The organism is Pseudolysinimonas sp. (assembly GCF_051954455.1).
GTDB lineage: Bacteria > Actinomycetota > Actinomycetes > Actinomycetales > Microbacteriaceae > Pseudolysinimonas.
The window spans coordinates 1-22,595 of record NZ_JBQCHS010000034.1 but is presented as its reverse complement, the minus strand read 5'-3'; the positions used below and the strand labels follow the sequence as shown (position 1 = coordinate 22,595).

Annotated in this window: 18 protein-coding genes and 1 pseudogene; 12 read left to right on the top strand and 7 right to left on the bottom strand. The window is 72.3% G+C overall.

Annotated features, from left to right (window positions below; genetic code table 11):
- The first annotated feature begins 57 nt into the window (after positions 1-57).
- The 7 genes from frr (at position 58) to ACTHM3_RS14630 (ending at position 4,246) form a co-directional block, all read left to right on the top strand.
- The gene (frr, locus tag ACTHM3_RS14660) at positions 58-609 is read left to right on the top strand and encodes a ribosome recycling factor (RefSeq protein WP_440407040.1); all 552 of its coding nucleotides are present in this window, start codon (positions 58-60) and stop codon (positions 607-609) included.
- Positions 609-1,613, top strand: a complete 1,005-nt coding sequence (locus tag ACTHM3_RS14655) for a phosphatidate cytidylyltransferase (RefSeq protein ID WP_440407038.1) — start codon at positions 609-611, stop codon at positions 1,611-1,613. Before frr ends, ACTHM3_RS14655 begins: the two co-directional genes overlap by 1 nt.
- Positions 1,614-1,662: 49 nt before the next feature.
- Entirely contained in the window at positions 1,663-2,214 is a 552-nt protein-coding gene (locus ACTHM3_RS14650) for a DivIVA domain-containing protein (RefSeq protein WP_440407036.1), read from the top strand.
- A gap of 61 nt (positions 2,215-2,275) precedes the next feature.
- The gene (locus ACTHM3_RS14645) at positions 2,276-2,911 is read left to right on the top strand and encodes a lytic transglycosylase domain-containing protein (RefSeq protein ID WP_440407035.1); all 636 of its coding nucleotides are present in this window, start codon (positions 2,276-2,278) and stop codon (positions 2,909-2,911) included.
- A 17-nt stretch (positions 2,912-2,928) separates the two neighbouring features.
- A complete protein-coding gene (locus ACTHM3_RS14640) occupies positions 2,929-3,213 on the top strand; it encodes a hypothetical protein (protein WP_440407034.1) in 285 nt (94 codons plus the stop codon).
- A gap of 23 nt (positions 3,214-3,236) precedes the next feature.
- Positions 3,237-3,953, top strand: a complete 717-nt coding sequence (locus ACTHM3_RS14635; RefSeq protein ID WP_440407196.1) for an alpha/beta hydrolase — start codon at positions 3,237-3,239, stop codon at positions 3,951-3,953.
- Positions 3,950-4,246, top strand: coding sequence for a rhodanese-like domain-containing protein (locus tag ACTHM3_RS14630; RefSeq protein WP_440407033.1), 297 nt, complete (start codon positions 3,950-3,952; stop codon positions 4,244-4,246). Before ACTHM3_RS14635 ends, ACTHM3_RS14630 begins: the two co-directional genes overlap by 4 nt.
- Positions 4,247-4,255: 9 nt before the next feature.
- Here ACTHM3_RS14630 and ACTHM3_RS14625 read toward each other — a convergent pair whose 3' ends face one another.
- Together ACTHM3_RS14625 and ACTHM3_RS14620 are read right to left on the bottom strand one after the other, a co-directional pair.
- Positions 4,256-5,314, bottom strand: a complete 1,059-nt coding sequence (locus ACTHM3_RS14625; protein WP_440407032.1) for an AI-2E family transporter — start codon at positions 5,312-5,314, stop codon at positions 4,256-4,258.
- A gap of 52 nt (positions 5,315-5,366) precedes the next feature.
- Positions 5,367-7,442: a hypothetical protein gene (locus tag ACTHM3_RS14620; RefSeq protein ID WP_440407030.1), complete on the bottom strand. Its 2,076-nt coding sequence runs from the start codon at positions 7,440-7,442 to the stop codon at positions 5,367-5,369.
- A 259-nt stretch (positions 7,443-7,701) separates the two neighbouring features.
- Here ACTHM3_RS14620 and ACTHM3_RS14615 point away from each other — a divergent pair, with 259 nt between their 5' ends.
- Complete coding sequence (locus tag ACTHM3_RS14615) at positions 7,702-9,432, top strand: hypothetical protein (protein WP_440407028.1); 1,731 nt, start codon at positions 7,702-7,704, stop codon at positions 9,430-9,432.
- A 29-nt stretch (positions 9,433-9,461) separates the two neighbouring features.
- Positions 9,462-10,385 (top strand): co-chaperone YbbN, encoded by a 924-nt coding sequence (locus ACTHM3_RS14610; protein ID WP_440407027.1) that lies wholly within the window; start codon positions 9,462-9,464, stop codon positions 10,383-10,385.
- Positions 10,386-10,465: 80 nt separating this feature from the next.
- On the opposite strand, the gene glgB is transcribed toward ACTHM3_RS14610, so the two are convergent.
- Positions 10,466-12,643 carry a 1,4-alpha-glucan branching protein GlgB gene (gene glgB, locus ACTHM3_RS14605; protein WP_440407025.1) on the bottom strand — a complete coding sequence of 726 codons (2,178 nt, stop codon included), beginning with the start codon at positions 12,641-12,643 and terminating at the stop codon, positions 10,466-10,468.
- Positions 12,640-14,631, bottom strand: a pseudogene (locus ACTHM3_RS14600) (alpha-1,4-glucan--maltose-1-phosphate maltosyltransferase). Before ACTHM3_RS14600 ends, glgB begins: the two are co-directional and overlap by 4 nt.
- A gap of 112 nt (positions 14,632-14,743) precedes the next feature.
- On the opposite strand from ACTHM3_RS14600, the gene glgP reads away from it, so the two are divergent.
- Complete coding sequence (gene glgP / locus ACTHM3_RS14595; protein WP_440407023.1) at positions 14,744-17,269, top strand: alpha-glucan family phosphorylase; 2,526 nt, start codon at positions 14,744-14,746, stop codon at positions 17,267-17,269.
- Between the two features lie 40 nt (positions 17,270-17,309).
- A complete protein-coding gene (locus tag ACTHM3_RS14590) occupies positions 17,310-17,951 on the top strand; it encodes an NADPH-dependent F420 reductase (RefSeq protein ID WP_440407021.1) in 642 nt (213 codons plus the stop codon).
- A 12-nt stretch (positions 17,952-17,963) separates the two neighbouring features.
- Here the strand turns inward: ACTHM3_RS14590 and ybaK are convergent, their stop codons facing one another.
- Genes ybaK through glgX form a run of 3 tightly spaced genes read right to left on the bottom strand, consistent with a single transcriptional unit; the run spans position 17,964 to position 21,187 of the window.
- A complete protein-coding gene (ybaK, locus tag ACTHM3_RS14585; protein ID WP_440407019.1) occupies positions 17,964-18,434 on the bottom strand; it encodes a Cys-tRNA(Pro) deacylase in 471 nt (156 codons plus the stop codon).
- A 10-nt stretch (positions 18,435-18,444) separates the two neighbouring features.
- Positions 18,445-19,101 carry a DUF2510 domain-containing protein gene (locus ACTHM3_RS14580; RefSeq protein ID WP_440407017.1) on the bottom strand — a complete coding sequence of 219 codons (657 nt, stop codon included), beginning with the start codon at positions 19,099-19,101 and terminating at the stop codon, positions 18,445-18,447.
- A 37-nt stretch (positions 19,102-19,138) separates the two neighbouring features.
- Positions 19,139-21,187 (bottom strand): glycogen debranching protein GlgX, encoded by a 2,049-nt coding sequence (gene glgX, locus ACTHM3_RS14575; RefSeq protein WP_440407015.1) that lies wholly within the window; start codon positions 21,185-21,187, stop codon positions 19,139-19,141.
- A 33-nt stretch (positions 21,188-21,220) separates the two neighbouring features.
- Here glgX and ACTHM3_RS14570 point away from each other — a divergent pair, with 33 nt between their 5' ends.
- A complete protein-coding gene (locus tag ACTHM3_RS14570; protein ID WP_440407013.1) occupies positions 21,221-22,405 on the top strand; it encodes a cysteine desulfurase family protein in 1,185 nt (394 codons plus the stop codon).
- Positions 22,406-22,595: the final 190 nt, after the last annotated feature.

Sequence of the window (22,595 nt, the reverse complement as noted above, 5' to 3'; positions counted from 1 at the left end):
CGGCGATCGGACGGGCGGCTAGGCTGGGACGACCGCCTGTTCCGTGAGGAGACCGAAGTGATCAGTGACGTGCTCGCCGAGGCCCGCGAGAAGATGGACCGCGCCGTCGACGTCGCGAAGGACGACTTCAGCACCGTCCGCACCGGGCGCGCGAACCCCGCGCTGTTCCAGAAGCTGATGGTCGAGTACTACGGCACGCCGACCCCGCTCGCGCAGCTCGCCGGCCTTCAGAACCCCGAGGCGCGCGTGCTCATCATCACGCCCTATGACAAGAGCGCCCTCAAGGACATCGAGAAGGCGATCGTCGCCGCTTCGCACCTCGGCGCGACCCCCAACAACGACGGCACCATCATCCGCGTGACCATGCCGGAGCTCACCGAGGACCGCCGCAAGGAGTACGTCAAGCTCGTGCGCTCCAAGGGCGAGGAGGCGAAGGTCGTGCTCCGCAATCTGCGGCGCAAGGCCAAGGACGACCTCGACGCCCAGAAGGAGGTCGGCGAGGACGAGATCGCCCGCGCCGAGAAGGAGCTCGACGCCGTCACGAAGTCGCACGTCGACGAGATCGACGAGGCTCTGAAGCGCAAGGAAGCCGAGCTCCTCGAGGTCTGATGCCGACGCCGCCCGAAGGCTCTCCGGCGCCGAAGGCGCCGCACGACCGTCACGACCCCCGCGCCGACATCGAGGCGGGGCTGCGGGAGGCGCGCGCCCAGTTCGACGCCGCCAACGAGGCGATCAACCGCCGCAGCGGCCGCAACCTGCCGGCCGCGATCGGCATCGGGATCCTGCTCGGGGGCGCCTTCCTCGTCAGCCTCATCATCTTCAAGTGGCTGTTCATCATCTTCGGCGCGGTCCTCATCGGATTCACCGCGTGGGAGCTGACCACCGCCATCCGCGTCGCCGGGCGGATGACGCCTCGCGTCGTCTCGGTCGTGGTCGGTGTGCTCGCCGCCCCCGTCGCCTTCTTCGCCGCCGAGCGCGGCCTCTCGGTGGAGGGCCTCTGGCTCGGCACCCTCGGCGCGATCGTGATCGTGTCGCTCTGGCGGCTCGGCGAGCTCGCGATGCCGAGCCACCGCACGGGCGCGAAGAACGTGCTGCTGGACATCGGGGCCGGCATGTTCGTGCAGGTCTACATCACGTTCATGGCCGGCTTCTACCTCGTGCTCACGGCCTCGTCCGGCCCGCACCACGACTCGGTCGGCGGCGAGTACTGGACCCTCGCGTGCATGATCATCGTCGTCGCGACCGACACGGGGGCGTGGGGCACGGGCATCTGGCTGGGCAAGCACAAGCTCGCGCCGAACATCAGCCCCGGCAAGACCTGGGAGGGATTCGCGGGCTCGATCGTCGTCGCGATCGTCGCGGGCATGATCCTCGCCCCCCTCATGCTGCACGTGCCGATCTGGATCGGCATCGTGATGGGTCTGCTGCTGGCTCTCGTCGGCACCGCCGGCGACCTGACCGAGTCGCTCATCAAGCGCGACCTCGGCATCAAGGACATCTCGAGCATCCTGCCCGGGCACGGCGGCTTCCTCGACCGGCTCGACTCGATCCTCCCGAGCGCCGCGGTCGCGTACGCGATCTACTACGTTCTGGGCGTCGCGGGCCTGCGCTGAGCGCGTCGCGCTCCCAGGTTCCCGAGGGGTCCGCCGCTAGGATCGCCGGGTGAGCTCGACCTTCCCGCGCGCCCCCAAGGGGCGCGGCTACGACACGGCCGAGGTGGAGGACTTCCTCGAAGACGCCCGCCGCGCCTACGCGGCCCCCGCCGGGCAGTCGGGGCTGAGCGCCGAGCGCATCCGCACGACGGCCTTCTCCATGAAGCGCGGCGGCTACGACCCGGCGGTCGTCGATGCGGCGCTCGAACGTCTCGAGGACGCGTTCGCGACCCGCGAGCGGCAGACCGCGATCGACCGTGCCGGCGATCAGGCCTGGTATCAGGACGCGCGGGAGCTCGCCCAGATCGTCCTCGACCGGATCTCCCGCCCGCGCGGGCAGCGCTTCCGTCGCATCAGCTGGTTCTCGACCGGCTACGCCGTGCGCGAGGTCGACGCGTTCACGAATCGCACCCGCCGGTTCCTGCAGACGGGCACCCCGATGACCGTCGAGGACGTGCGTCAGGTGGCCTTCCACCCCCAGCGGGGCGGCTATGCCGAGGCGCAGGTCGACGCCCTGCTCGACGCCGTCGTGCGCGTGCTGCTCGCGGTGAGGACGTCCTGACCCGGTCGCGTCCACCCCGTTCCCAGGCGCTCGGGACCGCGTCGCGTAGACTTCTGGGACTGTGAGCGGGTTCCGAAGCACGGGGGTGCACTACGCGCCCCGACGTCACGCGGTCCGGGCGGAGCGTCAGACCCGTTCCCGGTACGTCCTGTCGCTCCTCGCCGTCAGCGTCAGCGCCGGCCTCGTCGCGCTCACGCTCGCGGCCCCGCATCAGCGCGCGCTCGCCGACGCGGCGCCGGTCGCGCCGCGGGCGCACCAGGCGTTCGAGCTCGTCTCCGACGTGTCGACCGCGGTCACCCGCGACGGATTCGCGGTGACCGTCGCGCCGCCGCCTCCGCCGCCCCAGACGGCGGCGGTGCGCTCCGGGGGAGCGCCGCACGCCGGGACGCCCGACCCGGGCACGGCGCAGGCGATCGCGCAGCAGATGCTCGCCGCCCGCGGCATGGGGCAGGACCAGTTCGACTGCCTCGTGTCGCTCTGGAACCGCGAATCCCACTGGAACGTCTACGCCGGCAACCCGTCGACCGGCGCCTACGGCATCCCGCAGGCCCTGCCCGGCTCGAAGATGGCGAGCGCCGGCGCCGACTGGGCCGACAACCCCGCGACGCAGATCACCTGGGGCCTCGGGTACATCTCCGGCCGGTACGGCACGCCCTGTGGCGCCTGGGCGCACTCGCAGTCCTCGGGCTGGTACTGATTCCTTAGGCTGGAGGCGTGCCCCGTCGCCGCGTCCGTGTCCCGGAGCCGGAGCCGCTCGATCTCGAGCGCGCCCTGGCGGGTCGGCTGCGCGTCGAGTCGAAGCGCGACGGCGCCTGGAACGTGCAGCCGCAGTCGGCGGCGGCGGCCGTGAAGGAGTACGTCTGCCCCGGCTGCGGCGGCGAGATCGCTCCCGGCACGGCGCACGTCGTGGCATGGCGGGCGGACGGTCTGTTCGGCGAGGCCGACGACCTCGCCGGACGCCGGCACTGGCACGCGCACTGCTGGAGGACCCGCACGTGAGTGACGCCGCGACCGAGGGCCCGATCCGGATCTCGGCCGGCGTGGAGCTGCCCGCGCGCCGCGAGGACGTCGAGCTGCACACCGCCGACGGCCTCACGCTCGTGGGGGAGTTGGCGACGCCTCTCCGCGCCGAGCCGGTGGCGACGATCGTGGCGCTCCACCCGCTGCCGACCCACGGCGGGTTCATGGACTCCCACATCATCCGCAAGGCGGCCGCCCGACTGCCGGCGCTGGCCCAGCTGGCGGTGCTCCGCTTCAACTTCCGCGGGGTCACCTCGCCGCGCGGCACGAGCGAGGGCGAGTTCGGGCACGGGGTCGCCGAGCGCGCCGACCTCGCCGCCGCGATGGACCTCGTGGCCGCCCGCGGACTGCCGAGGCCGTGGCTGGTCGGCTGGTCGTTCGGCACCGAGGTCGCCCTCACCTGGGGTCGCGAGCAGCCGATCGTCGGCGCCATCCTCCTGTCACCGCCGCTGCACCGCGCGTCGGAAGAGGATCTCGCGGCCTGGCGTGGGAGCGGCAAGCGGCTCGTCGCCGTCATCCCCGAGCTCGACGACTACCTCCGCCCGGCCGAGGCGCGCGAGCGGTTCGCCGTGGTCCCGGAGGCGGAGGTCGTGGAGGTCGAGGGCGGCAAGCACCTCTGGGTCGGCGAGAAGCAGACCGTCCGCGTCCTCACCGAGATCGTCGCGCGGCTGAACCCGGCCGCCCTTCCGCTGCCCGCCGAATGGAGTCCCGAACGATGAAGAGCATCACCCCCGGTGAGTTCGCGAGACTGCAGGGCGCGACGCTCATCGACGTCCGCGAGCCCGAGGAGCTGGCCGAGGTCCGTGTCGACGACGCCGTGCCGATGCCCATGAGCACATTGCAGGAGCACCTGGGCGAGCTGCCCGAGGGTCCGCTGTTCATCATGTGCCGGTCGGGCGCCCGCAGCGCCCGGGTGACGCAGTTCCTCGAGCAGCAGGGATGGGATGCGACCAACATCGAGGGCGGCATCCTCGAGTGGGAGGCCGAGGGCCTTCCCGTCAGGCGGGGCTGACCACCGCCGTCAGAGCGCGTTCTGCCGCGGCACGATGACCTGCTTGACGATGAGCAGGATGGCGGCGGCGACGGGGATCGCGATGAGCGCCCCGAGGATCCCGAGCAGGGTGCCGCCCGCGAGGGCCGCGATCACGACGACGACGCCCGGCACCTTCACCGCGCGGTTCATGATGTTCGGGCTCAGCACGTACGCCTCGACCTGCATGTAGACGATGTAGTACGCGCCCACGATGATCAGGGTCCAGAGGTTGAAGTCGCTGAACAGCCAGGCCGAGAGCGTGATGATGATCGACCCGACGAGCGTCCCGACGAGCGGGACAAGCGAGAACAGGAACGCGATGAAGGCGAGCAGCGCGTAGTACTTCACGCCGGTGGCGAACGACATGATCAGCAGGAAGATGAAGCTCAGGATGCCGTTGCAGAGCCCGAGCGACACCTGCCCGATCACGTAGCGGCCCACCGCCTTGCTGATCTGCTCGGAGATGTCGATGAACTTCTCGCGCCGGGTCGCCGGCACCAGCTGGTAGAGCCCGCGCTTGATGCTCGAGAGCGACGCCACGAAGTAGAGGGTCAGGATCACGACGATCAGCACGCCGAACGCGCCGGAGCCGATCGTCACGGCCGTCGTCAGCACGCCGCCGGTGATCGACTGGACGTTCTTCGTGAAGAAGTCCTGCACGTTCGTCAGCACGTCGTTGTACTTCAGCCAGGGGAAGGTGTGATTCCACCAGCTCTCGATCTGCCCGTTGTTGAACGCCTGGGTGATCGTGGGGATCTGCTTGATCAGGTTGGTGATCTGGTCGCTCAGCACCGGGATGAGCGCGAAGATGAGGCCGGCGGCGACGCCCAGCACGACGACGAGCACGACCGCGATCGCTGCCGGCCGCGGGAACTTGTGCCGCTGCAGGAACGACACGGCCGGGTCGATGCCGAGGGCGAGGAACAGCGCGGCGCCGACGTAGGTGAGGATCGTGGCGAGCGAGGTCACCGCGCCGCCGATGACGATGGCGACGAGCACGCCGAGGCCGCCGAACAGGCCGAGCCGGAACGCGTTCTGGATCTTCACGATCGAAGGCTAGCGGAGGGCCCCGGCGCGACCGGGCTCTTGACAGCGCGGGTCAGGAGGCGTGCTGGCGTGCGCGCCCGTCCGCCGGGGCGTCCTCGTCGTCGGTCCCGTCCACCGGCTCCTCGGAGTCCGTGTCCTCGTCGCCGGTCGGCGTCTCGGCGGCCGTCTGTTCGAGCGGGAATCCGTGATCCGAGGTCGCGCGCTCGGCCTGGGCGAGCACGCCCCGCAGGCTCTCGATGTAGCCCGCGACCGACTCCCGCTCCATGCGGATCTTCGCGAGACGCTCCTCCGCGTCGCCGAGCAGCGCCGCCGCCCGCTCCTCCGCGTCCTTCACGAGCGTCTTCGCGCGGGCCTCGGCGTCGGCGACCGCCTTCTTGGCCGCGGCGCGCGCCGTCTCCGTCATCTCGGCGACGGCGGCCTTCGAGTCGGCCTCGATCCGGTCCGCCTCCGCGCGCTTGTCGGCGGCGTCCTTCTGCGCGGTCGCGAGCTGGTCCTGCGCCTGCGTGAGGTACGCCTCCGTGGCGCGCGCGGCCTCGGCGTGGGTTCTCGCGTACTCCTTCTCCGCGGTGTCGCGGCGGGCGCTCAGCTCCACCTCGAGGTCCGCTCGGGCCTGCTCGGCGGCCGCGGCGAGCGTGGCCGTCTGCTCGTCCGACTCGTGCTGGATGCGGGCGCGATGGTTCTCGAGCTCGTGGGCCGCCTCGGCGCGCTGCTTGGCCAGGTCGCGGTCGTGGTCGGCGCGCTCCTTCTCCAGCTCCGCCGCGTGCGCGGTCCGGGCCTGCGCGAGCTCCGTCTCGAGCCCGGCGCGCGCGCCGGCGAGCTCGGCGGCCAGGGTCTCCCTCGCGCCCTTCCGCTCCGCCTTCCAGGCGTTCTTCTCACCGGCCAGCTCGGCGTCGTGCGCCGTCCGCGCCGCGGCGAGCTCGGTCTGCAGAGCCGTCCGCTGGGCCTCGACGTCGGCATCGACGGCGGTGCGCTTGGCCTCGACCTCGGCATCGATCGCCGCGCGCTGGGCGGCGATCTCGGCCTCCGCCTCGGATCGGGCCTGGCCGACCTCGGTCTCGGCATCGGCGCGGAGCCGCGCGACCTCGGTCTCGGTGCGCGACCGCAGCGAGGCCAGCTCGTTCTCGACCTCCGTGCGCGCCGCGGCGAGCTCGGCCTCGAGCGCGGCGCGCTTGCCGGTGATCTCGGCCTCCAGCTCCGCGCGCGAGCGGCTCACCGTCGCCTCGTGGTCCGCCTTCGCCTTCTTGACCGCGGCGTCGTGCTCGGCCTTGGCCTGCGCGGTGCGGGCGTCGAGGTCGGCGCGCGCCTTCTCGGTCTCGGCGTCCAGCGCGGCGTTGGCCGCGATGGTGTCCTGCTCGAGCTGCTCGCGGGCCTGGGCGGCGTCCCGCTCGAGATTCGTGCGCCCCTCCTCGAGGTCGTGCTCGAGCTCGGCGCGCCGGCGGGTCTGCTCGGCCTCGAACTCGGCACGGGCCTTCTCGGTGTCGCGTGCGAGCGCGGCGGCCTCCTCACGGGCGGCGGCGACCTCGCGCTGGGCGGCGACGCGCAGCTCCGCCGCTTCGCGCTCGGCCTCGGCGCGGATCGCGGCGCCTTCGCGTGCGCCGGTCGCCTTGGCATCGGCGACCTCCGTCGCCGCGGCGCCCCGGATGGCGGCGGCCTCGCGCCGCGCGTCATCGAGGATCGTCGCCGCCTCCGCCCGGGCACGGTCGACGAGTCCGTCGGTGTCGGCGGCGGCGCTCGCGCGCACCCGCTCCGCGTGCTCGTCCGCCTCGCGCATGAGCTGCTGTGCGCGCTCCTCCGCCTCCTGCCGGTGCGCCGCGACCTCCGCCTGGACGGCGGCGCGCATCTTCTCCGCATCGATGTCCGCCTGGCTGATGAGCCGGGTCGACTGCTCCTCGGCGATGCGGAGCGTGTTCTCGAGCTTGGTGCCGAGGCCGGAGTAGGTGGGGCTGCCGACCTCGTCGAGCTCGGCCTGCAGATCCTCGGCGACGGCCTGGAGCCGCTTCAGCTCCTTGCCCTGTTCGGCCTTGTCGGCGTTCGCCTTGATGAGTTCCCGGCGGAGCTGCCCGACGACCTCGTCGACCTCGTCCTTCTTGTAGCCTCGCAGCTCGGTTCCGAATGCGTCGTCTGCCACCGATTCGCTCCTTGATCCCGGGAAGAACCCTCCGAGCATAACGACGCGGGGTGACGGCTCGACCCCCGTCCGGGGCGCCTCGTCGGACCCCCGGCGCAGCCCGCCCCCAGAGCCCTCCCAGCCAATGCGGAAGGGCTCCGATATCCTGGAACGTCTTCGTCCCTGCCCCGCCGTGCCCTTGGGCGGGATCCGGGAGGGCCTCCGGCCCCCGGACGGACCCGGCGACCGCGCCCGGTCCGGCAGCCCGAGAGGAGTTCCCTTGCGATTCGTGATCGCGATCGTGCTGTTCGTCGTCGCCTTCGTCTCCGTCGGCTTCGGCATCGCGCAGCGCACCGTCCTGGCCGGGCCGTCCTCGGTCTCGCGGTCGGTGACCGTCGACGGCAGCGCGCCGCTCACCATGGTGCGTCCCGCCGCGCTGCACGGGCACGACGGGACGCAGACCGTCACGGTGACCGGCGGCAAGACGATCTTCGTCGCCGCCGGACGGGACACCGACGTCCGCGCGTGGATCGGCTCGACCGACTACAACGTCGTCGGCTGGAACACCACGAAGGCGGCCTTCACCGCCCGCACCGTCGACGGAACGGCGAAGACGGCGCCGTCGCCCGCCGGATCCGACCTCTGGGTTCAGGAGTACACCGGGTCGACGGAGCTGACCCGCAAGATCAACGCGCCGGCCGATGTCGCGCTCCTCGTCGCCGCGGACGGCAAGGCGGCCGCGCCGTCGCGGATCAGCGTCACCTGGCCGCTCGACAACTCCACCCCGTGGTCGACGCCGCTGGTCATCGGCGGGATCGGGGTGCTGGTCCTCGGTCTCCTCGCGTTCATCTGGGCGCTCGTGCACGCCCGTCGGAGCCGCGGTCCGCGCCGCAAGACGCCCAAGACCCCGCGCAACCCCCGTCCGCCGCAGCTCAAGCGCGCCCCCGAGCGCAAGCAGATCGACGCGCCCGGCCGGGGTCGTCGGCGCAGCACGGTGCTCGGCCTCGTCGCCGCAGGCGCCGTCGCGAGCGTGCTGCTCGCCGGCTGCAGCACGACGGCGGCGCCCGCCGCGTCGCCCAGCGCGACCGCCAGCCCCGCCGCCAAGCTGCCGCCGACGGCGGTCACCGAGCAGCAGCTCGGCATCATCCTGCAGCGGGTCCGCACCGTGGTCTCGGCCGCGGACACGAACCGCGACGCCACCTCGCTCGCGACCCGCATGGACGGCCCGGCCCTCGCGCTGCGGACCGCCACGTACAAGATCCAGGCCGCCGACTCCGCGACGCCGGCGCCGGACCCGATCCCCTCCGGCAAGGTCTCGATCGTGCTGCCGCAGCAGACGGACACCTGGCCGCGCGCGGTGTTCGCCGTGGTGCAGGGCGCCGCGGATGCGAAGACGCCGCCGGTCGCCCTCATGCTCCAGCAGAGCGCGCCGCGGGAGAACTACAAGGTCACCTACGCGACGGCGCTCGAGCTCGACGTCCCCGCGGTCGCCCCGGCCACGATCGGATCGCAGCGCCAGCCCGCCGACAACAAGATCGGCATCCTGCGCCCCGAGCAGCTCGCTGCCGCCTACGGCGACACGCTCATCAACGGCGACAAGAGCAAGTACGCGGAGGACTTCCAGACCGAGGGAGACAAGCTCGCCCCGGCCATCGGCTCGAGCTACAAGGCCGACAAGAAGTCGAAGCTGCCGGCGACCGCCACGATCGCCTACAGCAACACCCCCGGTACCGGCGAGACGATCGCCTTCGGCACGAACGACTCCGGTCAGATCGTCGCGGTCGACGACCACGACATCGAGACGGTCACCCCGACCGAGGCAGGGGCGTCGATCAACCCGCAGGGCACCGCGGTGAAGACGCTCTCCGGCAAGGACTCGAGCCTCAAGGGCTACGTGTCGACCTACGGACTGCAGCTGCTGTTCTACGTGCCGCCGGTCAGCGCGCGGGGCAAGAAGATCCAGCTGCTCGGCTTCGCGCAGGGTCTCATCTCCGCGTCCGAGGTCCCGTAGACCGCGTCACTCCTGGAAGGATCGATCGGGTGAGCAACGTCCCTCCCGCCGTCGGCAACCTGCGGGGCGCCGTCGACCTGTCGTCCCTCGTCCGCCGCGCGAACGCGCCCGCCCCGCAGCCGGGGGAGCCCGCCGAGGGCGGCGGCGACGCGATCGTCTTCGACGCCACCGACGCGACGCTGCAGCGGCTCATCGAGCTGTCGGCGCGGGTCCCGGTCGTCGTCGAGTTCTACACGGCGGGCCGCGCGCCGCGCCTCGGGCCGATCGTCGAGTCGTACGGCGGGCGTCTCGCGCTCGCGATCGTCGACGGGTCGACCAACCCGCAGCTCGTGCAGGCGTTCCGCGTGACCTCCGTGCCGTTCGAGGCCGCCGTGATCGGCGGGCAACCGGTCGAGCTGCCGCCGGTGCCCGACGAGCAGCTGCGCCAGGTGCTCGACCAGGTGCTCCAGCTCGCGGCGCAGAACGGCATCACCGGCACGATCGGCGGCGGTGCGCCCGAGGGCGAGGAGGGCACGGCCCCGGAGCCGGCCGAGGAGCCGCTGCCGCCGCACCATCAGGAGGCGTACGACGCGATCGCGCGCGGCGACTACGCGGCCGCGGTCCGCGAGTACGAGACCGCGATCGCCCAGAACCCGCGCGACGACCTCGCGGTCGCCGGCCGCGCCCAGGCGTCGCTGCTGCTGCGTCTCGACGGCGCCGACGCCGCGGCGATCCGGGAGGCCGCGGGTCAGCGGCGCGACGACGTCGACGCCCAGCTCGCGGTCGCCGACCTCGATCTGAGCGGCGGCCACGTCGACGATGCGTTCGACCGGCTCATCGAGCTCTTCCCCTCGCTCCCCGCCGACGGCAAGGACGCGGTCCGCAAGCGCCTGCTCGAGTACTTCGAGATCGCCGGCGCCGAGGATCCGCGGGTCGTCACCGCGCGGCGCCGGCTGGCGTCGCTCCTCTACTGACGAGCCCGCGGGCCGAGTAGCGGCGGAAGGCCGCGTCTCGAGACCTCGATCGCTCGCGGTCTCGATACGCCGCTGCGCGGCTACTCGACCCGCTCGGCCGCGCGCGTCAGCCAGATCGCCCCGAGCGGCGGCAGCGTCAACTCCGCCGACGCCTCCCGGCCGTCCCAGGGCACGTCCTCCGCGGTGACGCCGCCGAAGTTGCCCACGCCCGATCCGCCGAAGTCCGCCGCATCGGTGTTGAGGATCTCGTCCCATCGCCCCGCCGCCGGCAGCCCGATGCGGTACGACCCGACCGGGTTGCCGCCGAAGTTCACCGCGCAGACGAGTTCCTCGCCCGACGCCCCGCGACGCACGAACGCGAGCACGTTGCGCTCCGCGTCGCTCGCGAGGAGCTCGAAGCCGTCCCCGGTGAAGTCGAGCGACCACAGCGCGGGCTCGGCGCGATAGATCCGGTTGAGCTGCCCGACCAACCGCTGCAGCCCCTGGTGCGCGGGCTGGTCGAGGATCCACCAGTCGAGCCCCCGCTGCTCGCTCCACTCGGACGGCTGGCCGAACTCCGATCCCATGAAGACCAGCTGCTTGCCGGGGTGCGCCCACATGAACGCGAGATAGGCCCGCACGTTCGCGAGCTTCTGCCACTGGTCGCCCGGCATCTTGCCGAGGAGCGACCCCTTGCCGTGCACGACCTCGTCGTGGCTGATCGGCAGGAGGAAGTTCTCGCTGAACGCGTAGACGAAGGAGAACGTGATCTCGCCGTGGTGCGACGCGCGCCACATCGGGTTCTCGTGCATGTACTGCAGCGAGTCGTGCATCCAGCCCATGTTCCACTTGAGACCGAAGCCGAGCCCGCCCTGATCGGTCGGCTTGGTGACGCCCGGCCAGGAGGTCGACTCCTCGGCGATCATCATGATGCCGGGGGAGCGCTTGTAGGCCGTCGCGTTCACCTCCTGGAGGAAGCTGATCGCCTCGAGGTTCTCGCGCCCCCCGTACCGGTTGGGGATCCACTGCCCCTCGGCCCGGGAGTAGTCGAGATAGAGCATCGACGCGACGGCGTCGACGCGCAGACCGTCGATGTGGAACTCCTCGAGCCAGAACAGCGCGTTGGCGACGAGGAAGTTGCGCACCTGCGAGTCACCGAAGTTGAAGACGTGGGTGCCCCAGTCGGGCTGGTCGCCGAGCCGCGGATCGGAGTGCTCGTAGAGGGCCCGGCCGTCGAACTTGGCCAGGGCCCACTCGTCCTTCGGAAAGTGCCCCGGGACCCAGTCCATGATCACGCCGTAGCCGGCGCCGTGCAGCCGGTCGATGAGGTGTTTCAGGTCGTCGGGATGCCCGAACCGGCTGGTCGGCGCGTAGTAGCCGGTCACCTGGTAGCCCCACGAGCCGCCGAACGGGTGCTCGGCCAACGGCAGGAACTCGACGTGCGTGAACCCGGTCTGGTCCAGGTACTCGATGAGCTGGTCCGCGGCGTCGCGGTACCCGAGGCCGGGCCGCCACGATCCCAGGTGGATCTCGTAGACGCTGATCGGCCCCTGGTGCGGATCGTGCGCGGCGCGCTGCGTCATCCAGGCGTCGTCCGTCCACGCGAACTGCGACACCTCGATCTTCGAGCCGGTGAGCGGCGGCGTCTCGGTGAAGCGCGCCATCGGGTCGGCGCGGGTCACCCAGGCGCCGTCCGGGGTGAGGATCTCGAACTTGTAGACCGTGCCCGGCTCGAGACCCGGCACGAAGAGCTCCCAGATGCCGTTGTCGTCGAGGCGTCGCATCGCGTGCTGGACGCCGTTCCAGGAGTTGAAGTCGCCGACGACGCGGACGGCCTGCGCGTGCGGAGCCCACACCGAGAACGCGGTGCCGTCGACGTCCTCGTGCGGTCGATAGTGCGCGCCGAGCGCCTTCCACAGCTGCTCGTGGCGGCCCTCGCCGAAGAGGAAGAGGTCCATCTCGCCGAAGGAGGGCACGAAGCGGTAGGGGTCGCCCGCCGTCCAGGCGGGAGCGTCGGCGTAGCTCGTCTCGACGTCGTAGGCCTGGCCGTCGCCGGGCAGGAACCCCTGCCACAGGCCGTCCTGCACGTGCTCCAACTCGACGCGGGTGCCATCGGCGCGCACGATCGTGACCGCCTCCGCGAGGGGGCGGATCACGCGCACCACCCAACCGCCCGGCACCGCGTGCTGGCCGAGCGCGTCGTGCGGCCGCGGGTGGCGCCCCTCGACGAGGGCCGCGATGTGATCGGGGTGCAGCGTGGGCAGGGCGACGGACGTCATCGACGGACCTCCAGGATGTGGACCGGCTCGGTGAACGCGTCGAGCCGGACGTAGTTGTCGGTGGACCAGATCCAGTCGGCCCCGGTCACCTCGTCGTGGACGCCGAACCGGTCGCCGGGCTGCAGGCCGAAGACGGTCGGATCGAGGTGCACCGTGGTCTCGCGCACCGAGTGCGGGTCGGTGTTGACGACGACGATGAGGGTGTCGGGCGCGCCGGACTCCGTGAAGCGGCCGTCGAGGTGCTTGACGAAGACGAGGATCGCGTCGTCGTCGCTCCAGTGCACGGTGAGGTTGCGCAGCTGCCCGAGCGCGGGGTGCCGGCGGCGGACGTCGTTGAGCATCGTGAGGTACGGGGCGAGGGTGCGCCCGCTCTCCGCCGCGCCGGCCCAGTCGCGCGGCCGGTACTCGTACTTCTCGTTGTCGATGTTCTCCTCGGACCCCGGCCGCGCCACGTCCTCGAACAGCTCGTAGCCCGAGTAGACGCCCCAGAGCGGCGACGCGGTCGCGGCGACCGCGGCCCGCACCTTGTAGGCCGGCACGCCGCCGAACTGCAGGTACTCGGTGAGGATGTCGGGGGTGTTGACGAACAGGTTCGGCCGCACGTAGTCCGCGTCCTCGCCCGAGATGGTGGTGAGGAACTCCTCCAGCTCCTCCTTGGTGTTGCGCCAGGTGAAGTACGAGTACGACTGCTGGAACCCGGCCCCCGCGAGCGCGTGCATCATGGCCGGGCGGGTGAACGCCTCCGCGAGGAACACGACGTCGGGATGCGCGGCGTTGACCTCGCCGATCAGCCACTCCCAGAAGTCGAGCGGCTTCGTGTGCGGGTTGTCGACGCGGAAGGTGCGCACTCCGCGCTCGATCCAGAGCTCCACGATCCGCAGGATCTCCGCGCGGATCCCCTCGGGGTCGCGATCGAAGTTCAGGGGGTAGATGTCCTGGTACTTCTTCGGCGGGTTCTCCGCGTAGGCGATGGTCCCGTCCGGCCGCTGGGTGAACCACTCCGGATGCTCCGTCACCCAGGGGTGGTCGGGGGAGCACTGCAGCGCGAGGTCGATCGCGACCTCGAGGCCGTGCTTGCCCGCCTCCCTGAGGAAGGCGCGGAAGTCGTCGACCGTGCCGAGGTCGGGATGGATGGCGTCGTGGCCGCCCTAGGCCGCGCCGATCGCCCACGGGCTGCCCGGGTCGCCGGGGCCCGCCTGCGGGGTGTTGTTCGGGCCCTTGCGGAACGTCGACCCGATCGGGTGGATCGGCGGCAGGTAGACGAGGTCGAACCCCATGGCCGCGATCGCCGGGAGCCGCTTCGCCGCGGTCCTGAACGTGCCGCTCACCCACTGCCCGGCCCGCGGACCCGACTTGAGCCGCCGGGCGCCCTCGGAGCGCGGGAAGAACTCGTACCAGGAGGCGACCCCGGCCTTCCGCCGCTCCACCCGCAGCTCGAGCGGCGGCGTGTAGGTCTCGAGCGAGATGATCGGCTCCGCCTCGATCGCGGCGACGAGCCGCGGGTCGTGGGCGACGCCCAGCCGCGCGGCCGGCGTGAGCTTGCTGTCGACGAGCGCGGCGCGTGCCTGCTGCTGCACGCGTCCACGGGATCCGGCCAGCAGCTCCGCGCCCATCGCGAGCACGAGCTCCGTGTCCTGACCGGCCAGGATCTTGATCTCGGCGTCGTGCAGCCAGCTCGCCCAGTCGTCGCTCGCCGCGTGCACCTGGTAGCGCCACGAGCCCGGGAGGTCGAGCTGGACCTCGGTGCCCCAGCGGTCGAGGCCGACGCCCTGCTCGCTCAGCCGGTGCCGCGACTCCGCGCCGGTGGGGTCGGTGAGCACGAGCTCGGCGAACAGGAGCCCGTGCCCCTCGCGGAAGACGGTCGCCGAGAACGGCACGACCTCGCCCACGACGGCCTTCGCGGGCCATCGGGCCTCCGGCTGGAGGGGGCGGAAGTCGCGGATGGGGATGCGCCCGATGCGCGCGGGACGGGAGCCGCGTGTGGCCATGCCTCGACGGTAGTGCCTGGGCTCGCGGCATCGGGGGCGCGCTGAGCGTCCGTCCAGGTGGCGCTCCAGGTCGTTCATCCGTCCGCAACGCGCGTGTCCTAACGTGGGACGCGTGAAGGCGATCCGCAGATTCACCGTCCGTACCGTCCTTCCGGAGCAGCTGGGCGCGCTCGACGAGCTCGCCGCCAATCTCCGGTGGTCCTGGCACGTCCCGACGCAGGAGCTGTTCCGCGAGATCGCTCCTGCGGTGTGGGAGAGCCAGGGCAAGGATCCGATCGGCGTCCTGGGCGCCGTGCCGCCGAGCCGGCTCGCCGAGCTCGCGGCCGACGAGGACTACGTCCGCCGGGTCCACGCGATGCGCGACGACCTGCGCGCCTACCTCGAGCAGCCGCGCTGGTACCAGTCGCTCGGCGACGACACGGCGAAGACGATCGCCTACTTCTCGCCCGAGTTCGGGATCGCGGCCGCTCTCCCGCAGTACTCCGGCGGCCTCGGCATCCTGGCCGGCGACCACCTCAAGGCGGCCTCCGACCTCGGCGTGCCGATCGTCGGCGTCGGGCTGTTCTACCGCGCCGGCTACTTCCGTCAGGCGATCTCGCGCGACGGCTGGCAGGAGGAGAGCTACCCGGTCCTCGACCCGGACGGGCTCCCGATGCGGGTGCTCCGCCATCCCGACGGCACGGCCGCGCAGGTGCAGCTCGCCCTGCCCGACGGTCGCACGCTCTCCGCGCGGATCTGGCAGCTCGCGGTCGGCCGCGTGCCGCTCCTGCTGCTCGACACCGACATCACCGAGAACGACGAGGACCTCCGCGGCGTCACCGACCGGCTCTACGGCGGCGGCGGCGAGCACCGCCTGCTGCAGGAGCTGCTGCTCGGCATCGGCGGCGCCCGCGCGGTGAAGACGTTCACGCGGCTCCAGGGGCTGCCGGCGGCCGAGGTGTTCCACACCAACGAGGGGCACGCCGGATTCCTCGGCCTGGAGCGGATCAGCGACCTGGTCGGCGAAGGTCTCACCTTCGCGGAGGCTCTGCAGGCCGTCCGTGCGGGCACCGTGTTCACGACCCACACGCCGGTGCCGGCCGGCATCGACCGCTTCGACGCCGCGCTCGTCGAGCGCTACTTCGACACGGCGCTGCTGCCGGGCGTGGACGTCGCCGACGTGCTGGCGCTCGGCGCCGAGGACTACGAGGGCGGCACCCCCAACACGTTCAACATGGCGGTCATGGGCCTCCGCCTCGCGCAGCGCGCCAACGGCGTCTCGAAACTGCACGGCGACGTCTCCCGGCACATGTTCGGCGCGCTGTGGCCGGGCTTCGACGCCGACGACGTGCCGATCACCTCGGTGACGAACGGGGTCCACTCGCCGACCTGGACGGATCCCAAGGTCTGGCACCTGCACGGCGACTTCAGCGAGGGCGCGGTCAGCGATGCCGAGCTGTGGGCGCTCCGCTCCCGCCTCCGCGCGCAGCTCGTCGAGGACGCGCGTCGGCGCGAGGCCGCCGCGTGGGCGGAGGAGAACCCCGGGCTGTCGACGCCCGCGTGGATCCAGCGCCTGCTCGATCCCGACGTCCTGACGATCGGGTTCGCGCGCCGGGTGCCGACCTACAAGCGTCTGACGCTGATGCTCACCGACCCGGACCGGCTGCGGAAGCTGCTGACGGATCCCGAGCGGCCGATCCAGCTCGTGATCGCCGGCAAATCGCACCCGGCCGACGACGAGGGCAAGCGCCTCATCCAGAAGCTCGTCGAGTTCTCGATGGAGCCGGAGGTGCGGGGCCGCATCGTCTTCCTGCCGAACTACGACATTGGCATGGCGCAGCTGCTCTACCCCGGCACCGACATCTGGCTCAACAACCCGCTGCGTCCGCTCGAGGCGTGCGGCACGTCGGGCATGAAGGCGGCGCTCAACGGCTCGCTCAACCTGTCGATCCTCGACGGGTGGTGGGCCGAGTACTTCGACGAGGAGAACGGCTGGGCGATCCCGTCCGCCGATTCCGCGGGTGACGGCGCCGAGCGCGACGCGCTCGAGGCGGCGTCGATGTACGACCTCATCGAGCACCAGATCGCCCCGCGCTTCTACGACCGGGGTGCGGACGGCGTGCCGACCCGCTGGGTCGCGAACATCCGCCACACGCTGCAGACCCTGACGCCCGCGCTCTCCGCGGACCGGATGGTGTCCGAGTATGTGGAACGGCTGTACCTGCCTGCGGCCCGGGCGGAGCGCGCGATCTCGGCGTCGGACTACGCGGCCGCGCGCGATCTCGCGGCGTGGAAGGCGCGGGTGCGGGCCGCGTGGCCGCAGGTGCACGTGACCCACGTGGAGTCCGGCGGCGTGGATGCGACGCCGGAGGTCGGCGAGACGCTCGAGGTGCGCGCGTACGTGTCGCTCGGCGAGCTGAAGCCCGACGATGTCGCGGTGGAGCTCGTGGCGGGGCGGGCGCGCGAGGACGACGCGCTCACCGAGGTCTCGCATCGGCCGCTGGGATGGGAAGCGACCACGAACGGCGCCGACGTCTACGCCGGCTCGATCGAGTTCGAGCGGGCGGGCGCGTTCGGGTACACGGTGCGCGTCGTGCCGCGGCATCCGCACCTGGCGTCGAGTGCGGAGCTCGGCCTCGTCGCGACGCCGGTCGGCTGACCGGAATAGCCCGCCGGGTCCCGGCGTTCTATGCAACATCATGAACATCGGGATCCTGGGGGCCGGCAAGGCCGGAACGTCCATCGCCCGCGCCGCGCTCGCCGCGGGTGACGCGGTGCGGATCGCCTCGTCGGGAGACCCGGCCCGCATCGCGCTGATCGTCGACGTGCTCGTGCCGGGGGCGGTCGCGACGACCGCCGCCGACGCCGTGCGCGACGCGGACCTCGTGATCCTCGCGGTGCCGATGCACAAGTTCCGCGACGTCGACGCCGCGTTGCTCGCGGGCAAGGTCGTCATCGATGTCATGAACTACTGGGAGCCGATCGACGGTCTCGTCGAGGAGCTCGAGGACGCGCCGGAGGGCACCAGCGTCATCGTGCAGCGCGCCTTCCCGGGGGCGCGGCTCGTGAAGAGCCTCAATCATCTCGGATATCACGAGCTCGAGGAGGACGCCCGGCCGTCGGGTGCGGCCGATCGCCGCGCCGTCGCCGCGGCCTCCGACGACGGGGGCGCCCTCGCGATCGTGCTCGACTTCGTCGACCGCATCGGGTTCGAGCCGATCGATGCCGGGTCGCTGGCCCAGGGTGCGGCGCTCGAGCCCGGATCGCCGCTGTTCGGCGCGCGCTACGACCGCGACGCGTTCGAGGCGATCCTGCAGTCGCGTCTCGCCCAGGCGGCGTGAGCGGCCCGGCTCTCACCGCGCGATCGCGGCCACCGTCCCACCAGTCACGGCGATCAGATCGACGGGCGACAGCTCGAGGTCGAATCCCCGCCGTCCTCCGCTGACGAAGACCGTGTCCCACAGCTCGGCGGTCTCGTCGATCACGGTCGGCGACGGGGTCTTCTGCCCGACCGGGCTGATGCCGCCGACGACGTAGCCCGTGCGGCGCTCCGCGAGGGCCGGGTCGGCCATCGCGGCCCGCCGACCGCCGCTCGCCACGGCCAGTGCCTTGAGGTCGAGCCGTGCCGTCACGGGCACGATCCCGACGACGATGCGGTCGTCGACGTCGGCGAGGAGGGTCTTGAAGACGCGATCGGGCTCGACGCCGAGGGCCTCCGCCGCCTCCCGCCCGAAGCTCGCCGCGGCGGGATCGTGCGCGTAGGCGTGCTCGCGGAAGGCGACGCCCACGGACCGCAACGCGACGGTCGCGGGCGTCCCTGCCACTAGCCGGCCACTAGAAGGAGCTGGAGCCGTAGCTCGTGCTGCCGCTCTGGCTGATCGAGAACGCGATGACGGCGATGATCACGACGATCCACACCAGCGTCAGGCCGAAGCCGACGATGATGCCGGCGATGGCCATGCCGCGCCGGTCGCCCTGCTCCCCGCGGGCACGCATCTGGTTCGCGCGGTTGAGGCCGATGATCGACACGATGCCGCCCGCGATCGACGCCAGGATGCCGCCGACGATGATGCTGCCGCAGGCGAGGATGAGGCCGACGAGCGCGAGGCTGTTGCTCGGCGCGGACGGCCGGTAGGCCGGAGCGCCGTACGGGTTGTAGTCCGGCGCGGCCGGCGGAGTGGCGTACGCACCGTAGGCCGGCTGCGCGGGGGCCGCCGGAGCCGCGGCCGGATACGGCGACGCGCTCGCCGAGGAGGCGGGCTCCGCGGCGGGCGCCGGGCCGCTCGGCATGGCGCCGGGGGCGACGGAGCCGTCGGTGGGAGCGGCAGGCGGGACCGGGACCTCGGGCGCGCTCGGCGTCGCGGGCGCGGCCGGGGCGACGGTCGACGGGCGACGGTGGTCGGACCACGCGGCGCCGTCCCACCAGCGCTCGGCGGCGGCGTTCTCGGGGTCGGGGTACCAGCCGGCGATCGGCTGCGAGCTGTCGGTCACGGCTCGATGCTATCCGGAGGGATCGCGCGAGCGGCGCTCAGCGCGCCCGGAACAGCTGCATCGATGCCGGCCCGACCGCGAGCGCATCGCCCGGCCGGCGGTCGAGCTCCGCGCCGGTCAGGTCGTCGCGGGAGGAATCCCACAGCAGGGTGTACCCGGCGACGCCCTCGTGGGCGGGCAGGGTCACCGTGACCTCGCTCTCCAGCCCGTGCACGACGAGCAGGATCCGGTTGAACGGCTCGACCTCCGGGGTCGACGCCGCGAGGTACTGCAGGGTGCGCTCCGCGGGGGAGTCCCAGTCCTCGAGCGACATCGACAGGCCCTGCTTGTTGTACCAGTCCATCTGCGTGGCGCCGCGGGTGGTCTCGCCCCATCGCCCGAAGCGCACCGGCCGGAGCGCCGGGTTCTCGCGCCGGAGCCGGATCAGCTCCCGCACGACCCGGTGCAGCTGCTGCTGGCGATCGGTGCGCCCGGTCCAGTCGAGCCAGGTGAGCTCCGAGTCCTGGCAGTACGCGTTGTTATTGCCGCGCTGGCTGCGCCCGTACTCGTCGCCCGCGGTGAGCATCGGGACGCCGGCCGACAGCAGGAGGGTGCCGAGCAGGTTGCGGATCGCCTTGCCGCGCGCCGCCACGACGTCCGGGTCGTCGGACGGTCCCTCCACGCCGTGGTTGTAGGACTTGTTGTCGTTCGAGCCGTCACGGTTGTCCTCGCCGTTGCCGAGGTTGTGCTTCTCGTCGTACGAGACGAGGTCGGCGGCCGTGAACCCGTCGTGCGCGGTGATGAAGTTGACGCTCGCGAGCGGTCCGCGCTCGAGCGCGAAGACGTGGTTCGAGCCGGCGAGGCGCCGGGCGAGCGAGCCGATCCCCTCGGACGGGAGCCCGTGGTGGCGGCCGGCGGCGATGTCCCGCAGCCAGAAGGTGCGCATCCGGTCGCGGTAGCCGTCGTTCCACTCCGACCACGGCTTCGGGAAGTTGCCGACCTGCCAGCCGCCCATCCCGACGTCCCACGGCTCGGCGATCAGCTTCGAACCCTGCAGCCGCGGGTCGAGGGCGATGTCCTCCAGGAGCGGGTGGTGCGGATCGAACTCCGCCGCCGCGTCGCGCCCGAGCGTCGCGGCCAGGTCGAAGCGGAATCCGTCGACCTGGACCTCCTCGGCCCAGTAGACGAGGGAGTCCAGCACGAGCCGCTGGGCGGCCGGCTGCGAGAAGTCGATGGTGTTGCCGCAGCCCGTGGTGTCGATGTAGCCGCCGTCCGGCAGGTGCCGGTAGTAGCTCGCGTCGTCGAGCCCGCGGAGGCTCGTCGTGGGACCGCCGCGACCCTCCTCGGCGGTGTGGTTGTAGACGACGTCGAGGATCACCTCGAGGCCGGCCTCGTGGAGCCCGCGCACCATCCCCTTGAACTCGCGCAGCACGGCCCCGGTGCCGCCGAACTGCGCCTCGCGGGTCGCGTAGGCGGCGTGCGGCGTGAAGAAGTTCAGGGTGTTGTAGCCCCAGTAGTTGGTGAGGCCCATCTGCTGCAGGCGCTCCTCGCTCACGTGCTGGTGCACGGGCAGCAGCTCGACGGCGGTGACGCCCAGGTCCTGCAGGTACTCGACAGTCGCGGGATGCGCGAGGCCGGCGTAGGTGCCGCGGAGCTCCGGCGGGAGCGCGGGGTTGCGCATCGTCAGACCCTTGACGTGCGCCTCGTAGATGACCGTGCGATCGAGCGGTGTCGCCGGCTTGGCGACGCCGCCCCAGTCGAACGCGCCGTCCTGCACGTAGCCGCGCCAGCCTCCGTCCGCCGTGCGACCGAGGCCGCGCGCGTACGGGTCGAGCAGGTGGCGCGACGGGTCGAAGTCGTCGCTCGGACCGCTCGGCCCGCTCGCGCGGACGGAGTAGTAGGCGCCCGGCACCAGCAGCTCGCTCGTGCCGCTCCACACCCCGTGCCGATCCCGGCGGAGGGCGACGGAGTCGGCGACCCAGTCGCGGTCGCGCGCGTCGAAGACGCAGAGCTCCACGGTCGTCGCCCGTCGGCTCCAGACCCGCAGCTCACCGCCGCCGTCGACCGGGCGGACGCCGAGGTCCGCGAACGGATCGGTCGAGGGCATGCGCTCTAGGTTACGGACTCCTAGGTTGGGGTCGTGCGCGTCTACCTGGACCACGCGGCGACGTCCCCGATGCCGCCGGCGGTGCTCGACGCGTACGTCGATGCGCTGCGGGTCGTCGGGAATCCGTCGTCGATCCACGGGGCCGGGCAGGCGGCGCGCGAGCTGCTCGAGACGGGGCGCGACGCGGTCGCGGCATCGATCGGCGCCGACCCCGCCGAGGTGGTGCTGACGGGCGGCGGGACCGAGGCGGTCAACCTCGCGATCAAGGGGCTGTACTGGGGGCGGGCGCCGCGTCGGCGGATCGTCGTGCCGGACGGCGAGCATCACGCGACGGTCGACGCGGTCGAGTGGCTCGCGTCGCACGAGGGGGCGCTGCTCGACCGCGTCCCCGTCGACGAGCTCGGAAGGATCCGTGTGGACGCCCTCGCCGACGTGCTCGGGGCCCACGCGGACGACGTCGCGCTCGTCACCGCGCTGTGGGCCAACAACGAGGTCGGCACCGTCCAGCCGGTGGCCGAGATCGCGGCGCTCGCCGCGGCCCACGGCGTGCCGCTGCACCTCGATGCGATCGCCGCCTACGGGCAGGAGCCGATCGACGTCCGCGCCCTGCCGGGCCTCACGGCGCTCAGCCTCGCGGCGCACAAGATCGGCGGACCGGCCGGCGTCGGCGCGCTCTTCCTCACCCGCACCGCGCCGGTCGAGCCGCTCCTGCACGGGGGCGCCCAACAGCGGGCGCGCTCCGGGACGCAGGATGCGGCGGGCGCCGCGGCGTTCGGCGTCGCGGCCGCGCGGGCGGTCGACGGGCTCGCGGAGCGGTCGGTGCGGATCGGACGCCTGCGCGACCGGCTCGTCGACGGGATCCGCGCGGCCGTCCCCGACGCCGTGCTGTGCGGTGACCCGGAGCCGGGCGGCCGGCTCGCCTCCAACGCGCATTTCACGTTCCCGGGCTGCGACGGCGACGCGCTCCTCTTCCTCCTCGATCTCGCGGGTTTCGCCGTCTCGACGGGCGCGGCGTGCGCGGCGGGCGTCAGCGAGCCGTCGCACGTGCTCGCGGCCATGGGCGTCCCCGAGGACGCGGCGCGCGGCGCGCTGCGCTTCACGCTCGGCGACGACACGACGGACGACGACATCGACGCCCTCGTCGCGGCGGTGCCGGGTGTCGTCGCCCAGGCGCGGGCGGCGGGGCTGTCCTCCCGGGAGCCCACCCTCGGCCGCTGACCTCCGCGCGCGCCCCGGTGCTGTCGCCCGAGCTCGCTCGCTCCACCCGCGGTGGGGGGTGGGGTGAGAGCCGGGTGGATGGAGGCGGGGGGGGGGGGGAGCAAAGTGATGGAAGAATTTGGGGAATTCGTTAGAGTTGGAATGGGAAGATTGGACGACGGAGGGGCCCAGAGAGGGCTTGAGCGACACA

Coding starts and splice junctions, on each gene's coding strand:
- glgB (WP_440407025.1), bottom strand. CDS start 12,643: ATGACGTCCGTCGCCCTGCCCACGCTGCACCCCGATCACATCGCGGCC.
- ACTHM3_RS14655 (WP_440407038.1), top strand. CDS start 609: ATGCCGACGCCGCCCGAAGGCTCTCCGGCGCCGAAGGCGCCGCACGAC.
- ACTHM3_RS14630 (WP_440407033.1), top strand. CDS start 3,950: ATGAAGAGCATCACCCCCGGTGAGTTCGCGAGACTGCAGGGCGCGACG.
- ACTHM3_RS14590 (WP_440407021.1), top strand. CDS start 17,310: ATGAACATCGGGATCCTGGGGGCCGGCAAGGCCGGAACGTCCATCGCC.
- glgX (WP_440407015.1), bottom strand. CDS start 21,187: ATGCCCTCGACCGATCCGTTCGCGGACCTCGGCGTCCGCCCGGTCGAC.